Raw genomic sequence first — 15,949 nt, 5'->3', positions numbered from 1 at the left:
ACAGGCCTCCTTTCTGCTTAGGCCATAATGGTTTTACGGTTTTCCATCGCGCGGCGGAACTCTCCCGAAATCCGCTGTCCAACTTGATGTGTGATCGCATCGTAGTCGATGGCATTTTCACGGACAGTCACCTGCACAGCCCCTTGAGGTATGTTGACGGCGATCTGGTTCGTCGTTTCGGTTTTAAAATCCTTGAGGTAACCGGCCAGACTGCTCATCTGTTCTTCTGATATTTGTACCGTCATCGTAGACGATTTGCCATTTGTCTGAGCGCCGTTACCCAGCGCCATTGCTTGGGACTGCATCACACTTGTTCCCATAAGAGCGGCAGTCGTGGATTGACCACCCATGCTATTCGCATAAGCCATAGGTCCGGTTATGGTGAGCGCAGATGGAATATAAGCCGGAGGCATCGAGGGACCAGTGGGTACTGGTGTTGGGTTAGCAACGGTTGTAGCTGAGACGGTTTTTTCTTCTTTTTTGGAACCAAAACCGAAGAAATCGGATATGCCACTCACCATGCTCTTCGTTTTTTCAGAAACAAAATCCGCTGCAGTCGACAACGCTTTGCCTGCACCTTCTGTGGCGTTGGACATAAAATTTCCAATATCTTTGGCCTTATCCCCGATCCAGCCTCCCGCGGAACTTCCTGCCCATCCACCTAATGCACCGCCAATATACGTGCCGATTCCAGGTAAAATAAAACTGCCAATGGCGCTACCAATCGCGGTACCAGCAGTTCCACCGATCATGGATCCGACTGCTCTGCCCCGTTCCTCAGGAGGAGCAGTGGCAACATTCGCTACATCGGCAAGCATGCTAATTGGTCCAAGAAGTTTACCCGCTCCCTTCGCGAGTCCCCCGCTCAGTTTGCTGAACAAACCATTGCCAGAAGACATATTGGACATTGGCAAACCAGAGGGAGCATTTGCGCTAAATCCGAATCGATTCGGATTCAGTTTTTGATCAAAGTCCACTTTCAGCTTCTTCTGTTCAGCATCAGAGATGTTGGTTATGATTTTTTTCGCAGGATCGGAAGCAGGCGTTTTTACAGTTCCAGTCGCACGTTCTTGGTAGGACTTGGAACCGCTCTTGTAAGGACCTTTTTTTCCTCCCTCTGTTGCAGTCACAGTTTTAGCACTGCTTCCACCTGCATTTTTGTTTTTGCCACCTTTAGCTCCGCCTTTTGAAAGCCTTCCTACAAGGCTTCCTCCGGAACAGCAACAGCATTGGGAGGCAGAACCCTTATCTCCCTTGGATTTTCCAAACCAATTTTTAAGCTTTCCAAGTATATCTGTCACATTATTTATTGGATCAGCAAAATCATTTATCTTTTGAGATAATTCCCGTATCCAACTAATTTCTTCTTCCTTCGGTGCGTTCTTTACCGTATTATTGTTGCTCCCAATGTTCAGAGACAGCGAAGGCCCGCTCGATGCTGGACTCAACTTCCCCATCGCCACTTCAACCTTCTGCTTCACCTCTACCGACACCGTTCCCGATGCCTTCACCATCTGGTTTCGGAAACTGTTCAGTTTCGCGAGCGCAAGGTCCAATGCCGGACTCAATTGATCATCCAGCCCAATCTTCGGTGTGACTCGCAGCCTGCTCAACCGAACAGCCGTACTATAGATGCTTTCCAGCCTGCGTCCGGTTGTTCTCAGTTCATTGTTCACCTTGATCAGACTCTGATATCGAACTCTGCCCAGACGTTCGGTCGAACGCTGAATCTGATCCAGATAACGAATAGTCGTACGCAATTCCGCGTTGGATTTGGATAAACCCACAATCATTTCTGCCATTTCTTTTCACCTCCTGTCCAAGATAATTATCGATTCATTTGCGAAGTCAGCGCTGCCATCTCCTCTTCCGAGAACGCAATCAACAGCGAGCGTTCCCCTCGCGGCAAAGACCAAAACTCTCCGGGACGAAGATGGTGACGAACCCACATGTGATACAGGAACGTGGTCATCCCGCCGGAGTGAATCAGTTTTTTAGGTCTTCAATCTCCACACCGAAGCCGGATAGCTCCAGCACCTTGTCGCCAACGGCATCCAATTCACCTGCCAGCAGCATGCGGCGAACCGCCTGTTCTCCACCAGACAGCTTCATGCGTCCGGTAATCCGGTTATCTCCCCATCCGGACAGTTCCAGACCGCGAACATTCATTTTCACCGTGGCTTCGGAGATCAGCAGTGCGTTAAAGGTTTCGGTATCTACCTTCTCTTCCGTACGTCCTTTTGTCGTTTTACGGATAGTACAGCGTTCGCGAATCTGATCCACTTTGGAGGACGTCAGTCCACGCAGGGTCAACAGCAGATCCAGGCGCTGAATGCGCACATTCTCTTCCGGCAAACGTTCCGCCGCTTCAAACAGCTGATCCAGAATCTGTTCCTCGGACATATTTTCATTCATACTCATAGGGCGCAATCTCCTTCTCATTTCACAATTGGATAACTCATTTCAACAATTAGGGACAACAAATAGACCGAGATTTCTCAGCCTGCATGTGTGCCCCTATCTTGTTAAGTCACTTGTTCATCTGCTCGATCAGACAAATTTCATTATGGATTCAGTCCTGATCTTAGTTGGCAACAATCGGATTCAACAGTTCAAACCCTTCAAACGTAAAGCCCGTTTCCTCCGGTACTTCCTCACCCGCTGTCCAGTTGGCAAGCTGGATTTTGTCCACCATGCAGCCCTTCAGCAGAACACTCTCGTGTCCATACGACTCTGGATCGTCCAGCTTCGAGATGATTTGAAACTTGGTGAATCCGCGCTGGATCATGTCCGAAGTTACTTTGTAACCTGTCATCGTGCCTGTTCCTTTTTTCGCGCCATTTTTGTGAACTTTCCAGTCATTGCCGACCAGATTAAGCTCACGTTTTTCAATTTCCACACTGGCTTCCAGCTTGTTAATATTCGTCTGCCACACCCCATCCATATGCAGCTGACCATGGGTACCGAGAATAACTCTTGATGCATCCAACATGTACAATTCCTCCTTGGGATCTTTTCGAATGAAAAAAAACGAATTCAACTCATAACTAAACTAAGCTAAGCTCTCGCCCTGCTCTTCTACACTACTTATTGCACGTAAAATGTACCAAACAACTGTTCCATCACATCGGTCAGCTTCACATTCCACTGCAGGAATACCTGATCTGCCTCCGGTTTCAGGATCGGGGCTGCCCCATAATAGGCTGGGTCGAGAATGACATCATATCCCTCAGCCTCAATCACATTGCTCTGTGCGAGCAGCGCAAGATAAGCCTTCATTGCACCGATCAGCGCCTGGCGTCCCTCTTCGGTATTGTTTACTTTCCCGATATACGTATCTTCAGCGGAACGCTGCAAATCTGTGTTAATCGCATCCATCACACGAATGGAACGGATTTTTTTCCATGCGTTATTTTGTCCGGCAGCAGGAGTCACGAGTGTGTTTACACCGCGAAGTGCCTTCACCTGGCGGCCATCATGGAAGAAAATAAATACGCCATTCTGTACCGCCTGCTCCTGTTCCGCACGAGTCCAGCGACGTGTAACGTCATCGAACGGTGAAGGAGCGTACGTTGTCGATTCATTCAGACGTTGTCCAGCGATGAGACCCGCGACATAAGCGGATGTTTCCGCTGAACTGTAGTACACATCCCCCAGACGCACACCGGTACCCACATTGATCACACCTTCGTGATTCAATGTCAGTGAACGGGCGACTGCCTTCTGTGCAGCCGTTGCAGACGTATCATCTGCGATCGAACCGCCAAATACGGCCATCACCGGTTTTCCTTCGCTGCGTACACGTTTCACCCAGGCCGCGAAGCTTGCCAACATAGGTACATCCGCCGCATGATCCAGTGCCAATACGTCGAATTGCTCGCCTTCCAGTGCACCCTGAACCGCAATATATTCCGCGTTGGTCAGGTCATCGTTACCGCTGGCACCACCTTTGAAAGCCGCACCCGACACGGTCGCAACCACACCCGTACCATCGCCAATTGCTTGAGCCGTTACCCACTCATTGCGTTCATCCTCATTCATCTGTTTGGCTAGAGATGCTGCCGAGATATCCGCGGTCAGGAGTGCATACAGCATCCGGTTCCCTTCAAACAGGCGCACTTCATGCTTCGTATTATCAATTACACCCGGCTGAATGGTCACATAGAATCCGTTCGCACGATCTCCCGGATACTTGGCATCCAGCTGAAGTACGTCCGCATCGCTGCTGTCCTTCAACGTTAGACTGGCTGCTTTTGCCGTGACGCCTGCTACCCGATAGGCCAGCAGCTTTTTCGGACCACCCAGCAGAGCGAGCTTCAAGGACGTATAGGCTGTCCCATTATCCAGCGCATGTGCGGAGAAAATACGTTCAATCGCCGCTTCGCTTCCGACTTCCACAAAGGTTCCCACCGGGCCCCAGTTGGCCTTGACCGGAACGACAACCGTTCCCCGATTGCCAGCCTGAATGGCTGAAGATGCTGCCGCCTGAAAATTCATATATAAGCCCGGAAGGACCGGACGATTCGTTTGCTCCCATGTTCCGCCTGCCATTATCCCTTCACCTTCGCTTTCATAAATTGGTTAATTCTTACTTGCGTTTCCTCAATGGAAAACGTCTGCTGCGCTGCTTCGTACAGCGCACCATGAAGCACCTCTGCCTTAACGGCGAAGAGGGCTTCCGCATGATTCATCAGCTCAGCCCGCGTATACTGCGGGTCAGCCGGCTTACTTTTTTTCACGGTGCTTGCCATTGCCACTTCACCTCATCTTAGAATTACGGATACTTTTCCTCCCTAGGGATGGTTTCTTGCCATTCTTAACTATTCGATTCCCTTACTGTGATAAATCTCGCGGATCAACGGCACATCCGTCCCCGGACGACGAGATCGCTGCTGCAGCGTAAGACGAATCTGCCCGTTCAGGTAGGCATCTGCCTGCAGTTCAGCTGAAACTTCCTCCACCGTTAGGTACCGGGTATCCTCTGTATTCGCCAGAGCAATACGGGTCTGTACAGCCAGTTGTTCGACCAGACGTGTAACGGTATGACGGGTGACCCCTTCACCTGCAGCAACAACATGTCCTGTCCACTGCTTTCGCATCTCCAGCGCCGAAGTGCCCGCTGCAGCTGAACTGTAACCCGTCAATCGCCACAGCACGGAAGGTGTCTCATAACCTCCAGGCCAGACGTCACCATACACGGACCATTCGGAACCAAGCGCCGATTGTGTCCAGTCCTGAAGCGCAGCCATCCAGGAATCCGGTGTACCGGGTTCAGTATGGTCATTGGTGGATTCAGGAATATACATTCCGAACCGCAGACTTCGCGTCATCATGCCTGATCCGGCGTCCACCCGGTCGCAGTCGGATGAACCGAAATAGATACAGGTAAACGCTGCACCCTTCTCGTCCTCCAGCCGTACCTGATGAAGTCCTTTTACCAGCTCCGCGGACCACGTTTCCAGCTGTTCTGCTCCTCCATCTTCCGGGCGAACGTACGGAGAGATTTTAATAATTCGTCGGTACCCCGCCCAAGCAGACTTTGGTACTTCTTCAGCGAAAGCAACGACTGCACAAGGCCCTGTCAGAACCTCACCCTGTGCAGGCACATCCAGCACCCGGCCTTCCCATGCCGGAACGAGTGCTGCAAGCTTTTGCTTCAGCGTCTGTCTCACAGCCACACTCATTTGATTTGCCCCTATAGCTGTAACGTTTGTTTCACTTTGGTTAGACACATTCATTTCGCCCCCTTCAGCTGCACTCTTGTCATCTGCTCGCATGATGCAGAGGCCATGCGGCAGCGCCGGACTCCCCCTTGTTCTCAGTGACTGGTAAATGATAAATACCGTGATCAATGCCGGACACGAATCACCGCATCAAAAAGACCGGCCTCTTGGCCGGTCTGTACATAAGCGTATGAGCTTTCGGTGTGTGTCCGTTTGCGATTGATCCGATAATACAATCTTACACCCTTTTCTCCATAGCGCGGACGGTGAATCGGATGACTTCCGTGTGGTTTAAGGCGTATCTTCGGCGGAAAAAAGACGAGTCCGTTCACGTCAATCCGCCCATCATTATTTAAGGGTAACTTGCGGACTCAATGTAATTTCAAATGCACGTCCCCAGATGAAATCCGGATTAGCATAGTCGAGTGCAGCATTACAATATTTTGCATACAACACATCGCAGTTGCGGATCTGGTTGATCGCCACATTACCTTGAGCAAAGGCCGTTTTGCTTGCGAGACCCGCGGTGTACGTCTGCATCAGATCCCGAAGCAGCGTCTGCAGGTGAGCATAATCTTCCTCGGAATTGAACAGCACCATATTCTGGTCCGCAAGGGTAGCCACATTGGTATAGAGCGCGTGAGCTCTGGAGTACGTACGGATATCCGCGATCGCTACAGCTTTATAGTAGTAATCTTTCAGGAACCGTTTGAACAGCAACGATCCATGTGCATCTACAGCTTCGTGAAGAGCAGAAGCGCGCGTTTCAGTGGTGACAAAAGCATATCGGGATTGTCCCATGCCCACGGCAAGGCCAATCTTGTTCCCCGGTGTATTCCAGGCACTGTAACCCAGAACCCGGCCGGTATATGGACTGTTCAGCAGTGCTTCCGCTACATCCACATTCGCTGGTCCTTTTCCGACAAAATCAATCAGCACCGCCGGCAATCCTTGCTCACTAATGCTCGTCAGCCGTTCAACCGCGGCTTGGACCTGATCTAGCGCCGTAATCGCAATAATCTCGATATCCACACCCGGCTTTGGTCCCGGCTTTCCTGAAGGCCCGCTTGTCATACGATCCAGTTCTGAGGAAACGTCGAACGAAGTGGCTTCCTCAGCCTCTCCTGGGTAAGCCGCATCTGCTACCAGCCCTCCGCCTACAATATCAATGTGACGAGCTACATTCTCGTGAACGTCCATATATTCATAGGTATTAATAATTGTGGAGCCGTGAGGGCCGTAATAATTCACAGCGTAGCGTGTTTTCGCGCCACTTCGCAGCAGCTGATTCGCCATCCGTGCGACAAGAGCATGACCGAGACCGTCCGCATCCGGAAGGATGATGGCCCGTTCGGGATTTTGTCCGTCAGTTCCCCCCAACCATTCGTTAATTCGTGCTTCTACATAGTTAATCTCGTTAATCTGAACCCCCTGTGTATTCGCATCGTCGACACCCACAGCGAGGAAATCAATGTATCCTTTGCGGGCCAGCTGATCCAGAATGTACAGGTTTGTTTTGAACTTGTGCTGTCTGGTGTTGTAGTATTGCTCTTTATTGAAAAAAGTCGTTTCACCATACTCCACACCATCTGGCGACAGGTTGTAGCCGTTAATAATGTCCTCAAACTCGGTATAGGCCTGACGCGGCTGCTGCATGAGTGCACGGGACTCGTTATAGGCATCAAGTGCAAGACCATCTGCAAATGAAGTCGTCGCCAGTCGCATTACCGTATCCATGACATACACCGGTTTGCGCGGATATTTCTCCTTGATCACTTGAATCACATTGAGCAGACGTGTCGTTTCTTCATCGTAGCCCGGATAGGCGCCTCCTCCGTCTTCCCGAAGCTGACGACTGCCAATCAGACCGCCATAGGCCAGCATATCAGATGAGATAATGAATCCATCGACTTGGGCAGCATGCTGCAGAATAAACGTATAAATGTTGGTCGGAATACCATACGTAGGTGCAGACGTACCGAGCAGTGTTGTGCCTTCTGTCGTTTTTTCCGAATCGAGTCGGTTTTGAATATCACCCAGGTTCGGCGTAACGATATGGATGCCTGCTGCCTTCCCTTGAACAATGACGTCATCCAAGTTAGCCGGGCGGTCATCCAGTGGAACATACAATACGGTTTTCATATCACGTAACCTCCTGTTTAATAAATTCAGTCTTACATAAGTACCCGATTAGAGCAGGCTCACCATCACCGCATCAAAAAACCGGCCCCCAGGCCGGCTGTACATTAGCGTATGTGCTATCGGCTGTGTCCCTTGCTGCTAATCCGATAATACAATCTTACACCCTTTCTCCGGCTCTGCTGACGGTGAAAGGTACGGTTTCCGTCTGATTGTCGTCGCCCTCCGGGAGGTAAAAAGTCGGTTCCACGTGATCTCTGTTAGGATCGTGAGGCTTATCCTGTTTATCCTTGAGCTCTGAGCTTGTAAAAATAATAAAGAGCACTAGCCAATTTAGGCAGTGCTCTTCATCATTTATATGTTTGCCATCGCATAACATGCATCCTTAAATGCCCTGAGCGATTGCCTTAACATTTATTCTTATGCAATAATATACCGGAAATTCTCCCAGCTCTCCGGGAACGAATTGCCGTTTCTTGTATGATGATAGAAGCTGAACGGAAATTTGAACACATGGCCTGCGTTCCAATCGCGGGAGCGACGGTCGGTGAGCCAGTATTCCAGCTCGTGCGGCAGAGCCGTCGAACGTTCGGCCGGAACCAGCGGCAGCACATCAACCGGAGATTGCAATGTCCACTGTCCATCTTCACTAACCGCTTCCCGGCTCAATCGAAGGGCCTTTATCATCGTCAGGAACGGTGGAATTCCTTTGTGGAACAGTGCCGGATAACCCAGCTCATGCAAGATATTGAGTGCATGGCCGTAAGTCAGCATATGACCGATCAGATCATGATGGGACTCGGCCTGATAGATCGCCGGGAACGCTCCCAGCTCATCCAGAATCAACCGGGACAGCTGCTCCGGTCCGTCAATACGAGGAAATTCATCCGTATCATCTATCTTCAGACTGCGGATTTCCTTAACCGTTGTGTTCAGCCACGATCTTCCCGGTATGGTCTTCTCAAACGAATCGATCAGCTCCACCATCCGTTCGATATCCTGCTCAGTGCCCCAGCCATCCAGCTCGCGAATGGCTTTCAGCGTAAGGGCGCCATAGATTGCTTGGTGTCCAACCCAGTGAAGTTCTCCAATCGTACGATCCAGCGCTTCTGTGATCCGCGCCTCGGCTTCTTCCCGTTCGAGCATTTCACCACGGGCAGATTGTGGCTCCTGATCTACTCCGTGTTTGCGAAGCATGGCTTTCGCCTCTGCGGTAACGCTGCCCGCCGCAAGGGAAGACAGACGATTTTCCCGAACCCAGAAATAAGCGGCTATTGCTCCTGCTCCATAGTGGGCATGCCACAGGTCACCTGTACGCTCCCGACTCGAAACGATGACCCTCAGACCCTCTTCCAACAAACGTCGATCCATAACGTCATCACTCCTTCACCGAATTTAAATGTATAACACCATGTTTACATTGTGTTTACTTCTATAAAATGAATCAAATCGTGCATATATGCCCGTTTCGCTTCCCAGATCCAATCATTTACCCAAACTGTAGTCTGCCGACACCTTGTATGACAACTTCGAGCGGGAATCGTTGTGCCTTTTGCTCCGAGAAGAACCAGATCCGTTCCTTTTTTACCACAATAAACAGACCACTCACGTCTCCTACCGGGGCAAAGGTTTCACTTATTGCTCTCCATCGGTTTAAACCCATTCGCTCCAATTCTCCCACCGTGGACAATACATCTTCCGATACAAGCCCTACTTCGCACACTTGCAGCAAATCCTCCGCCGAGAAAGGACGTTCACTCTTATGATGGGTATTGTGATGAGCAATCAGCTCCAGAATGTTACCAGCGGGATCCTCGAAATAGAGTGAATGGGAATTCCAGTTCTCTGAAAAGGTTTCATCCTCTCCGTCCTGCGTACTGAGCTCTACGCGTGCCGTTGCCCAGGCTTTGGCCTCCTGAAAACGATTTTTCGGAATCATCCAGGCAAAGTGGTAGAAGGGCTCATGCTCCGTCTCGCTGTGGACAAATATCATTCTTGTGCATCCGATCTGCAATGTGAATGAAGTATCGGAGTCAGCGACCACCTTCAGTCCGAGCGTATCCCTATAGAAATGTTTAATCTCTGCCAAACGAGCTGTGTGCAGCTTCACTTCTTCAAATACCATCTGACTGCCTCCTCTCGATCACGCCCGTCCGTGCAGCTTCTCCCATGTACTCCATGGCACCATCCCCAGCTCCGGCTTCGCTTCATCCGGAAGCATGGATATAAATTCAAGAGAATGGCCATCCGGGTCCGTGAAATATACCGATACAGCCGGCATCCAGCCGAATACATACAGCTCACCGATATCATCATCAAGGAAGTTGTGTGTCGTAATCCCTTTACCCTCCAGATAGGTGACAGCATGCTTCATGTCCTCCAGCGATACATGAAAGGCAAAATGCTGCCGCTGCACCTGCTCCGGTTCTTTTTCCCACAGCCCCAGCATCGCATTCCCCGCTCCTCCGATCCAGTAGAACGAGTTACCACGTTCCTTCTGCCCGTAAGCATGTGGCAAACCGACAATCTGCTCATAGAAATGATGTGATCTCTCCAGATTCGTTACATTCAAATGTGTTTCAAATATGCCTTTAATCATGTGCATTACCTCTTTCTCAATTTCCGGATGATTTCCGTGCAGATGTTAATGTCTGGGCCAGGCTCAGGAATGAACCAATCACCCGCTGAATCCGGTCCTCAATGTCCTGGCTGCCTTCATATTCCTCATATCCGTCAAAGGTTGCTTCAAACCGCCTCCGCTGCACACCCCCAATGGAGATCCATTCTTGTGCATTAATCCCATGCAAATTGCGAACGATAGCCTGCAGCTGTAAAAGAGAGCTAACCCCTACCGCTCCTCCCGCAGAGCTGATCGACAAGACCGGTTTGCCGCTAAAGTGAGCCTGGCTCAGATGATCCAGCGCATTTTTGAGCACCCCGCTGATGCTGCCGTGATACTCTGGCGTTGATAAAATAATGGCGTCCGCCGCGAGCATGCGTGAGTTGAGTTCTGCCAGGTTGTGATCCTCTGCCTGCTTCTCATCCGGTGCGTAGAATGGAACGGGTGTCTGATACAGATCGAACAGGCTCACCTCATGACCCTGGTTGCGCATGACTTCGACCGCATATTCCCCTAAACGTGTACTGGTTGCATTCTTTCGGTTGCTTCCTGCCAATACGATGATTTTCATCTATGTCACGCTCCTGCCTGTTTTTGGTTGGTATTCCATGATCAACCTTCATCTCTTCTGTCTCTATCTTACCTTGCTTCTTCTTCCAAATCGTCAGCAGATAGACTTAACTTGCAGCACAAAAAAACTCAACCTTTCGGTTGAGTTTCTACGACTTTAGGCTGAGAAGGGGCTCGAATCGATCAGACCCAGCCGTTCTTCACGGCATGGATGGCTGCTTGCGTACGATCGGCCAATCCCAATTTATCCAGCAGATGACTGACATGTGTTTTTACGGTTTTCTCTGTAATTACGAGCTGAACCGCAATCTCCTTGTTGCTGAGTCCCCGTGCAATAAGAGCCAATACCTCTTGCTCGCGGCGGGTCAGCGCATCCAGACTCGACGAAGTTCCTTCCATTTGTAAAGGCTGCTTAACCTTCCCATGATCCTGAACTTTCCCGTATGCTGTTGAATCTGTGCGTACAGTATCCTGCGCTTCTAACTGTATGTCAGATGAAGCCATCACATGCATTAACTGACCAGCCGCGGCAGGATGAAGCTGGGCCTGTCCTGCATGCACATTCCTTATCGCAACGGCAAGATCCTCGGGTTCAATATCCTTCATCAGATACCCTTTGACCCCAGCCCGCACGGCAGGTATAACGTGATCCTGATCCGAAAACGACGTGAGCACAATAACGCGAATTCCAGGCAAAATCGTACGCAGGCGTCTGGCGGTTTCGATCCCGTCCAGCACAGGCATATGCAGATCCATGAGCACCACATCGGGCTGCAGCTTCTCTGCCTGTTCAATCGCCTCCTGCCCATTGGAGGCCTCGCCCACCACTTTCATATCCGTCTGCGTGGACAAAAACACGTGCAGTCCCCGTCTAACCATGGCATGATCATCAGCGAGCAAAATCGTAATCGGCATGTTGTCTCCCCCTGACATTAACCCAATTCGGACGGGAGTGGAATAACTACCGTTACCGATGTTCCCGTACGAGATGAACTTATAAGATCCAGCTTGCCTCCCAGCGACTGCGCCCGCTCTTTCATAATGGACAGACCCAGTGAACGGGCAGGCAGGGGTTGCTTTCTTTTGGCTCCACCTTTTCCCCGATCCTTAATAATGAACACGGCTTCGGTTTCCCCTAGCTGGAGAGTGATATCTGCCGCTGTAACTTCCGCATGTTTGCGTACATTATTCAGGGCTTCCTGTCCAATTCGCCATAACCCCTCTTCTATATTGCGAGGCAGGCTGCGCATGCCGGTTCGATTGACGACGACCTGCAGCCCCTGGCTCGTTCCATACTCCTGCAGTGCACTTAGCAGACCGGATTCGAGTCCGGCGGGACGAAGCTGCATGATCAGCGCACGCATCTCCTTCAGAGCTTCTTGGGATAACGAACGGATATCTCTCATCGCTTCAGCCGCCGGATGCAGTTCCGCTGTACCGGACAACATGCTCTCTGCTCCCTTGGCGGTCAACGAGAGCGAGAACAAAATTTGGTTTACCGAATCATGCAGATCCCGAGCAAGTCGGTTTCGCTCCTCCAGACGGGTTAATTCACGGCGCTTCTCGACGAGTCTCAGACTTTCCCAAGAAGCTGTAATATGTTCTGCCAGCGCATCCATAACCTCACGGTCTGACAGAAGAGAATCCATTTCCGAACCAAGCTGGGCGACCAGCACGGCTGTTTCCCCGGGAGAGCTCAATGGTATGGCAGCAGCCAGACCTGAAGACATAACAGAATCGGGAGGCACTGTGCCGCAAACCTGAGACAATTCTACCATCTCGGGTGCTGATAATATTTCGGCGCGATGTGATTGAATCACACGTTGTAGTAGGCGATCCGTCTCCGGCGGTATCTCGTTCACTAGCAATGAGTCTTCCGAGGTACTGGCATGCGCCGTTTGTATGCTTAGAGCTCCATTTTTTTGAGCTATCAGAGCGACAAAAGGCCATTCGTAATGCTGTCCAAGCAGCTTGACCACCGTCCTGGCCATATCGTCAGCATTGCTGCACTCGTTTAGTTCCAGCCCCAGCGCTCTGCTGAACTCCCCCAGCCTGGCATACTGATCCGCTCTTCTCTGCTCACCGCGGTATAATCGCATGCGCTCCATGGCACTTCCGATTTGATAAGCTACGGCCTGCAGAAGCGCCAGCTCCCCTTCACTAAAATGCTCTTTGCCTGGTGCGGCAACGTTGAGCAATCCTATCATTTTCTCACCCGATCGCAGTGGAACCGTTGCATGATGGGTGATGTCACGCGTGTCTCCCCACTGATGCTCCGTGGCATCCTCAAGCCGTTTGCAGTTAATAATGTTGACGGCGTTATCGAGTCTGCCATCCCGGAAACGGTTTACACACCAGCATGTTCCACAGCGCATGGGCTCCTTGTCTTGATGAAGCAGAGCCGGCGGCAGGTTATAGTCCGATACACATGAATATTCTCCGCCCTCACGAATGAGAAACACCCAGCCTGTCGTAAGTCCAGTCAGCTCCAGCAGCTTGCCTACTACCGTATCCAGCATCGGGCTCAGATCATTAGACGTGTTCAGCGTCTCCGCAATGGTTTTCAGCGTGTACATTTCCTGCATTCCGAAATCTTGCGGCATGCGGATTTCTCTCCTTTGTTCCATCGAAGTGTTGGTTGTTTCATTATTGTATACAATCATTTCAGGAGTTTAAAGGATGAACTTCCAATCGTTTTAACCGAGCTTTTGGCGGCTCTTACGGGATATGGACAGCGGCTCCACATTGATCAGTCCCCGATCGGATAAGGCAAGGGCCATTTTATAGAAGGCACGGGTTCTGATTTTGGTATACGTATCCTTGCTCACAGGCGGATCAAATACATGATTGTACACCTTGTAATCAAACACATCATCATCCTTTAGGTATCGTTCACACACCAGCACCCGCTCCTTCTCACTCAGACGAGACACGATGTAATCAATTGTATCGCAATATGCCTGACGTGCACGCTGTACATCCACATTGTAGATCGCCGTTCTGGCGGTTGAATCCCCTGTGACATTGGTAGGCCCATGGAAACGCTCCGTGTAACTCGCCGTGACCATGACCTCACGTTCTTCAAAGGCAATTGTTTTATAAATCCGGTATTTCTCCAGCGCAGCTTCCACAGCCGTTTGTGTTTTGCGTCGATCCAGTTCAGGCAGCAATAATTCCATATTCATTCTCCTCCTTAAGAGTTTGGTATAAAAGCAAATCTGCTAAGTTTCACTTCTTTTATAAAGGGTATACAGTTTGTTCAGATAATAACGGCCATTGTCCAGGTCTCTTGCGTTGCCTTTTGGAATCACTTCCGCTGGGCTCCACACCTTGAGGCTTCCGGTTTCCAGTACATACAAATCGTTCGAATTTAATGTTGTGTTCGTATATTGTTCGCATTTCTATTTGAGGATACCACTTATTGGAGATTAGAGTAAACCTTCATTTTGGGTCATTTTGACGATAAAATAAAACCCTCGCTCTTATTTTCTATACCTTTTGGCATAATTGTTTCAATTCCCTTTACCTAATGGTATATATACGTTATAGTACAGATAATTACAGATCCCTCGTATAAGAATGAATTTTTATAGCTTAAGATGGTTACCAATTCACCGTTAACGGAGAGGGCAGAATTAACCTGAAGAAGCGTTAGCGGTCACGTTTATCACCGGATTTCTCCCTTTAAGAAAGGGAATAAGGAAATCGGGGGATAACAGTGATCGGAAGGTTGTTCTGCCAGCGGAGTGCCCCGGTGTACATAGGATTTCTTAATCTATCATTCAGTTACTTATACGAATTGAAGGAGTTGGCATGAATTGTGGAGCACGCTTTTGGTCCTTATCTGAAACAACTGCGGGAACAGCAGAGCTATAGCATCAATCAGCTCGCCGAAGCAGCAGGAATCAGCAACTCGCAAATTTCACGCATTGAAAATGGGGTCCGCGGTGTTCCGAAACCAGCAACGATCCGCAAATTGGCAGATGCCCTCTCCGTTCCCTATGCCGACATGATGAAACAGGCAGGGTATATTGAGGCAGCAAATGCAGCAAGCGAAGCTCAAAACATTCCCGAATGGGCGACGTACAAAGACCGGCGTGATTTCAAGAAAATGCTTGAGGACGAAGACGATCTGATGTTTGACGGAATTCCACTGGATGACGAAGACAAAAAACGTATCAAGGATGTGCTGACAGGACTGTTCTGGGAAGCCAAGCAGATGAACAAACGCAAGAAAAACGATGAACCGGACAGCCGCCAATGAGGCATGGAAAGCTGATTACAATGAAGCAGCAGGTGAGATGATATGGACGAGATGGTAACAAAGCTGATTCGAAAACACCGGACCAACTGCCCCTTCAGCATTGCCAGAGCCATTGGAATACAGATCCGTTTCACCAATCTGGGCAAGTCTACCAAAGGGCTGTATTTCCGCAAGCTCCGCCGCAGATTTATTGTCATTCACAGTGAACTTCCCCCGGAATGGCAGCGGTTTGTATGTGCTCATGAACTTGGACACGACCGATTACACAAAGGCATTAATCGTTTCTTTTTGGAGGAACACTCCTATTTTGCTCCCGGCAAGCTGGAAAGACAGGCCAATCGTTTTGCCATTCAATTATTGACCTCGGGAGTCATGCCGGAACCTGATGAATCCCTGGAGAAATTCTGTTTACGTACAGGACTGCCGCGCGAAGCGCAGCATTTTTTTTACCCTATATAAGAACATATGTTTCATTCAAATGAGCATTAACTTTATTTCCCAGCCAGTCGATCAGATGTCACTTTCAGGTTACCTATTTTTACGTAAATCACGAGATTTCCTAATCATAGTCTGCTAAAATACAATTTGAGCTGTGCGAGAGCTCAGGCAGATCATATTTTTGGGAGGGTACAG

18 protein-coding genes are annotated in these 15,949 nt (G+C 49.9%); 2 read left to right on the top strand and 16 right to left on the bottom strand.

The features are described from left to right. Nucleotides 1–17: 17 nt before the first annotated feature. The 16 genes from CHI14_RS13460 to CHI14_RS13390 all read right to left on the bottom strand — a co-directional run bounded on the left by CHI14_RS13460 (nt 18) and on the right by CHI14_RS13390 (nt 14,231). Nucleotides 18–1,802: a hypothetical protein gene (locus CHI14_RS13460; protein WP_095288942.1), complete on the bottom strand. Its 1,785-nt coding sequence runs from the start codon at nt 1,800–1,802 to the stop codon at nt 18–20. A 26-nt stretch (nt 1,803–1,828) separates the two neighbouring features. Further along, a complete protein-coding gene (locus CHI14_RS30020; protein WP_170948123.1) occupies nt 1,829–1,972 on the bottom strand; it encodes a hypothetical protein in 144 nt (47 codons plus the stop codon). A gap of 14 nt (nt 1,973–1,986) precedes the next feature. After that, nucleotides 1,987–2,421 carry a phage tail assembly chaperone gene (locus CHI14_RS13455; RefSeq protein WP_095288941.1) on the bottom strand — a complete coding sequence of 145 codons (435 nt, stop codon included), beginning with the start codon at nt 2,419–2,421 and terminating at the stop codon, nt 1,987–1,989. Between the two features lie 163 nt (nt 2,422–2,584). Further along, the gene (locus tag CHI14_RS13450; protein ID WP_095288940.1) at nt 2,585–2,992 is read right to left on the bottom strand and encodes a phage tail tube protein; all 408 of its coding nucleotides are present in this window, start codon (nt 2,990–2,992) and stop codon (nt 2,585–2,587) included. A gap of 95 nt (nt 2,993–3,087) precedes the next feature. Beyond that, nucleotides 3,088–4,551 (bottom strand): phage tail sheath family protein, encoded by a 1,464-nt coding sequence (locus CHI14_RS13445; protein WP_095288939.1) that lies wholly within the window; start codon nt 4,549–4,551, stop codon nt 3,088–3,090. Next, nucleotides 4,551–4,739 (bottom strand): YqzN/YkzM domain-containing protein, encoded by a 189-nt coding sequence (locus CHI14_RS13440; protein ID WP_249281098.1) that lies wholly within the window; start codon nt 4,737–4,739, stop codon nt 4,551–4,553. The genes CHI14_RS13445 and CHI14_RS13440 overlap by 1 nt, the downstream gene beginning before the upstream one ends. An 81-nt stretch (nt 4,740–4,820) precedes the next feature. Continuing rightward, a complete protein-coding gene (locus CHI14_RS13435; protein ID WP_212676993.1) occupies nt 4,821–5,852 on the bottom strand; it encodes a hypothetical protein in 1,032 nt (343 codons plus the stop codon). After that, nucleotides 5,849–6,055, bottom strand: coding sequence for a hypothetical protein (locus CHI14_RS29710; RefSeq protein WP_141236675.1), 207 nt, complete (start codon nt 6,053–6,055; stop codon nt 5,849–5,851). Before CHI14_RS29710 ends, CHI14_RS13435 begins: the two co-directional genes overlap by 4 nt. Before the next feature lie 16 nt (nt 6,056–6,071). After that, complete coding sequence (locus tag CHI14_RS13430; protein ID WP_095288936.1) at nt 6,072–7,865, bottom strand: DUF4127 family protein; 1,794 nt, start codon at nt 7,863–7,865, stop codon at nt 6,072–6,074. 417 nt (nt 7,866–8,282) lie between these two features. Then, the gene (locus CHI14_RS13420) at nt 8,283–9,233 is read right to left on the bottom strand and encodes a hypothetical protein (protein ID WP_095288934.1); all 951 of its coding nucleotides are present in this window, start codon (nt 9,231–9,233) and stop codon (nt 8,283–8,285) included. 118 nt (nt 9,234–9,351) lie between these two features. Continuing rightward, nucleotides 9,352–9,987: a VOC family protein gene (locus tag CHI14_RS13415; protein WP_095288933.1), complete on the bottom strand. Its 636-nt coding sequence runs from the start codon at nt 9,985–9,987 to the stop codon at nt 9,352–9,354. 18 nt (nt 9,988–10,005) lie between these two features. Then, nucleotides 10,006–10,461, bottom strand: a complete 456-nt coding sequence (locus CHI14_RS13410; protein ID WP_095288932.1) for a VOC family protein — start codon at nt 10,459–10,461, stop codon at nt 10,006–10,008. 16 nt (nt 10,462–10,477) lie between these two features. Next, nucleotides 10,478–11,053: an NADPH-dependent FMN reductase gene (locus CHI14_RS13405; protein WP_095288931.1), complete on the bottom strand. Its 576-nt coding sequence runs from the start codon at nt 11,051–11,053 to the stop codon at nt 10,478–10,480. A gap of 182 nt (nt 11,054–11,235) precedes the next feature. Further along, nucleotides 11,236–11,967: a response regulator gene (locus CHI14_RS13400; protein WP_095288930.1), complete on the bottom strand. Its 732-nt coding sequence runs from the start codon at nt 11,965–11,967 to the stop codon at nt 11,236–11,238. Between the two features lie 17 nt (nt 11,968–11,984). Next, nucleotides 11,985–13,679, bottom strand: a complete 1,695-nt coding sequence (locus tag CHI14_RS13395; protein WP_249281097.1) for a GAF domain-containing sensor histidine kinase — start codon at nt 13,677–13,679, stop codon at nt 11,985–11,987. Nucleotides 13,680–13,748: 69 nt separating this feature from the next. Further along, entirely contained in the window at nt 13,749–14,231 is a 483-nt protein-coding gene (locus CHI14_RS13390) for an ArpU family phage packaging/lysis transcriptional regulator (protein ID WP_095288928.1), read from the bottom strand. Nucleotides 14,232–14,869: 638 nt separating this feature from the next. On the opposite strand from CHI14_RS13390, the gene CHI14_RS13385 reads away from it, so the two are divergent. Both CHI14_RS13385 and CHI14_RS13380 read left to right on the top strand, forming a co-directional pair. After that, on the top strand, nt 14,870–15,316 hold the full coding sequence (locus CHI14_RS13385; protein ID WP_095288927.1) for a helix-turn-helix domain-containing protein: 447 nt from the start codon (nt 14,870–14,872) through the stop codon (nt 15,314–15,316). A 42-nt stretch (nt 15,317–15,358) separates the two neighbouring features. Then, nucleotides 15,359–15,775, top strand: coding sequence for an ImmA/IrrE family metallo-endopeptidase (locus tag CHI14_RS13380; RefSeq protein ID WP_095288926.1), 417 nt, complete (start codon nt 15,359–15,361; stop codon nt 15,773–15,775). Nucleotides 15,776–15,949 lie beyond the last annotated feature (174 nt).

The sequence above is a fragment of the Paenibacillus sp. 7516 genome, from assembly GCF_002272715.1.
Taxonomy (GTDB): domain Bacteria; phylum Bacillota; class Bacilli; order Paenibacillales; family Paenibacillaceae; genus Paenibacillus; species Paenibacillus illinoisensis_A.
The sequence above is the reverse complement of the archived record's forward strand: the minus strand, read 5'-3'. Positions and strand labels throughout refer to the sequence as shown.

Excerpts from the sequence above, each read along its gene's own strand:
- CHI14_RS13395 (WP_249281097.1), bottom strand. The coding sequence starts at position 13,679 with ATGGAACAAAGGAGAGAAATCCGCATGCCGCAAGATTTCGGAATGCAG.
- CHI14_RS30020 (WP_170948123.1), bottom strand. The coding sequence starts at position 1,972 with ATGACCACGTTCCTGTATCACATGTGGGTTCGTCACCATCTTCGTCCC.
- CHI14_RS13450 (WP_095288940.1), bottom strand. The coding sequence starts at position 2,992 with ATGTTGGATGCATCAAGAGTTATTCTCGGTACCCATGGTCAGCTGCAT.
- CHI14_RS13420 (WP_095288934.1), bottom strand. The coding sequence starts at position 9,233 with ATGGATCGACGTTTGTTGGAAGAGGGTCTGAGGGTCATCGTTTCGAGT.
- CHI14_RS13460 (WP_095288942.1), bottom strand. The coding sequence starts at position 1,802 with ATGGCAGAAATGATTGTGGGTTTATCCAAATCCAACGCGGAATTGCGT.
- CHI14_RS13445 (WP_095288939.1), bottom strand. The coding sequence starts at position 4,551 with ATGGCAGGCGGAACATGGGAGCAAACGAATCGTCCGGTCCTTCCGGGC.
- CHI14_RS13390 (WP_095288928.1), bottom strand. The coding sequence starts at position 14,231 with ATGGAATTATTGCTGCCTGAACTGGATCGACGCAAAACACAAACGGCT.
- CHI14_RS13400 (WP_095288930.1), bottom strand. The coding sequence starts at position 11,967 with ATGCCGATTACGATTTTGCTCGCTGATGATCATGCCATGGTTAGACGG.
- CHI14_RS13405 (WP_095288931.1), bottom strand. The coding sequence starts at position 11,053 with ATGAAAATCATCGTATTGGCAGGAAGCAACCGAAAGAATGCAACCAGT.
- CHI14_RS13410 (WP_095288932.1), bottom strand. The coding sequence starts at position 10,461 with ATGATTAAAGGCATATTTGAAACACATTTGAATGTAACGAATCTGGAG.
- CHI14_RS13430 (WP_095288936.1), bottom strand. The coding sequence starts at position 7,865 with ATGAAAACCGTATTGTATGTTCCACTGGATGACCGCCCGGCTAACTTG.
- CHI14_RS13455 (WP_095288941.1), bottom strand. The coding sequence starts at position 2,421 with ATGAGTATGAATGAAAATATGTCCGAGGAACAGATTCTGGATCAGCTG.
- CHI14_RS13380 (WP_095288926.1), top strand. The coding sequence starts at position 15,359 with ATGGACGAGATGGTAACAAAGCTGATTCGAAAACACCGGACCAACTGC.
- CHI14_RS13415 (WP_095288933.1), bottom strand. The coding sequence starts at position 9,987 with ATGGTATTTGAAGAAGTGAAGCTGCACACAGCTCGTTTGGCAGAGATT.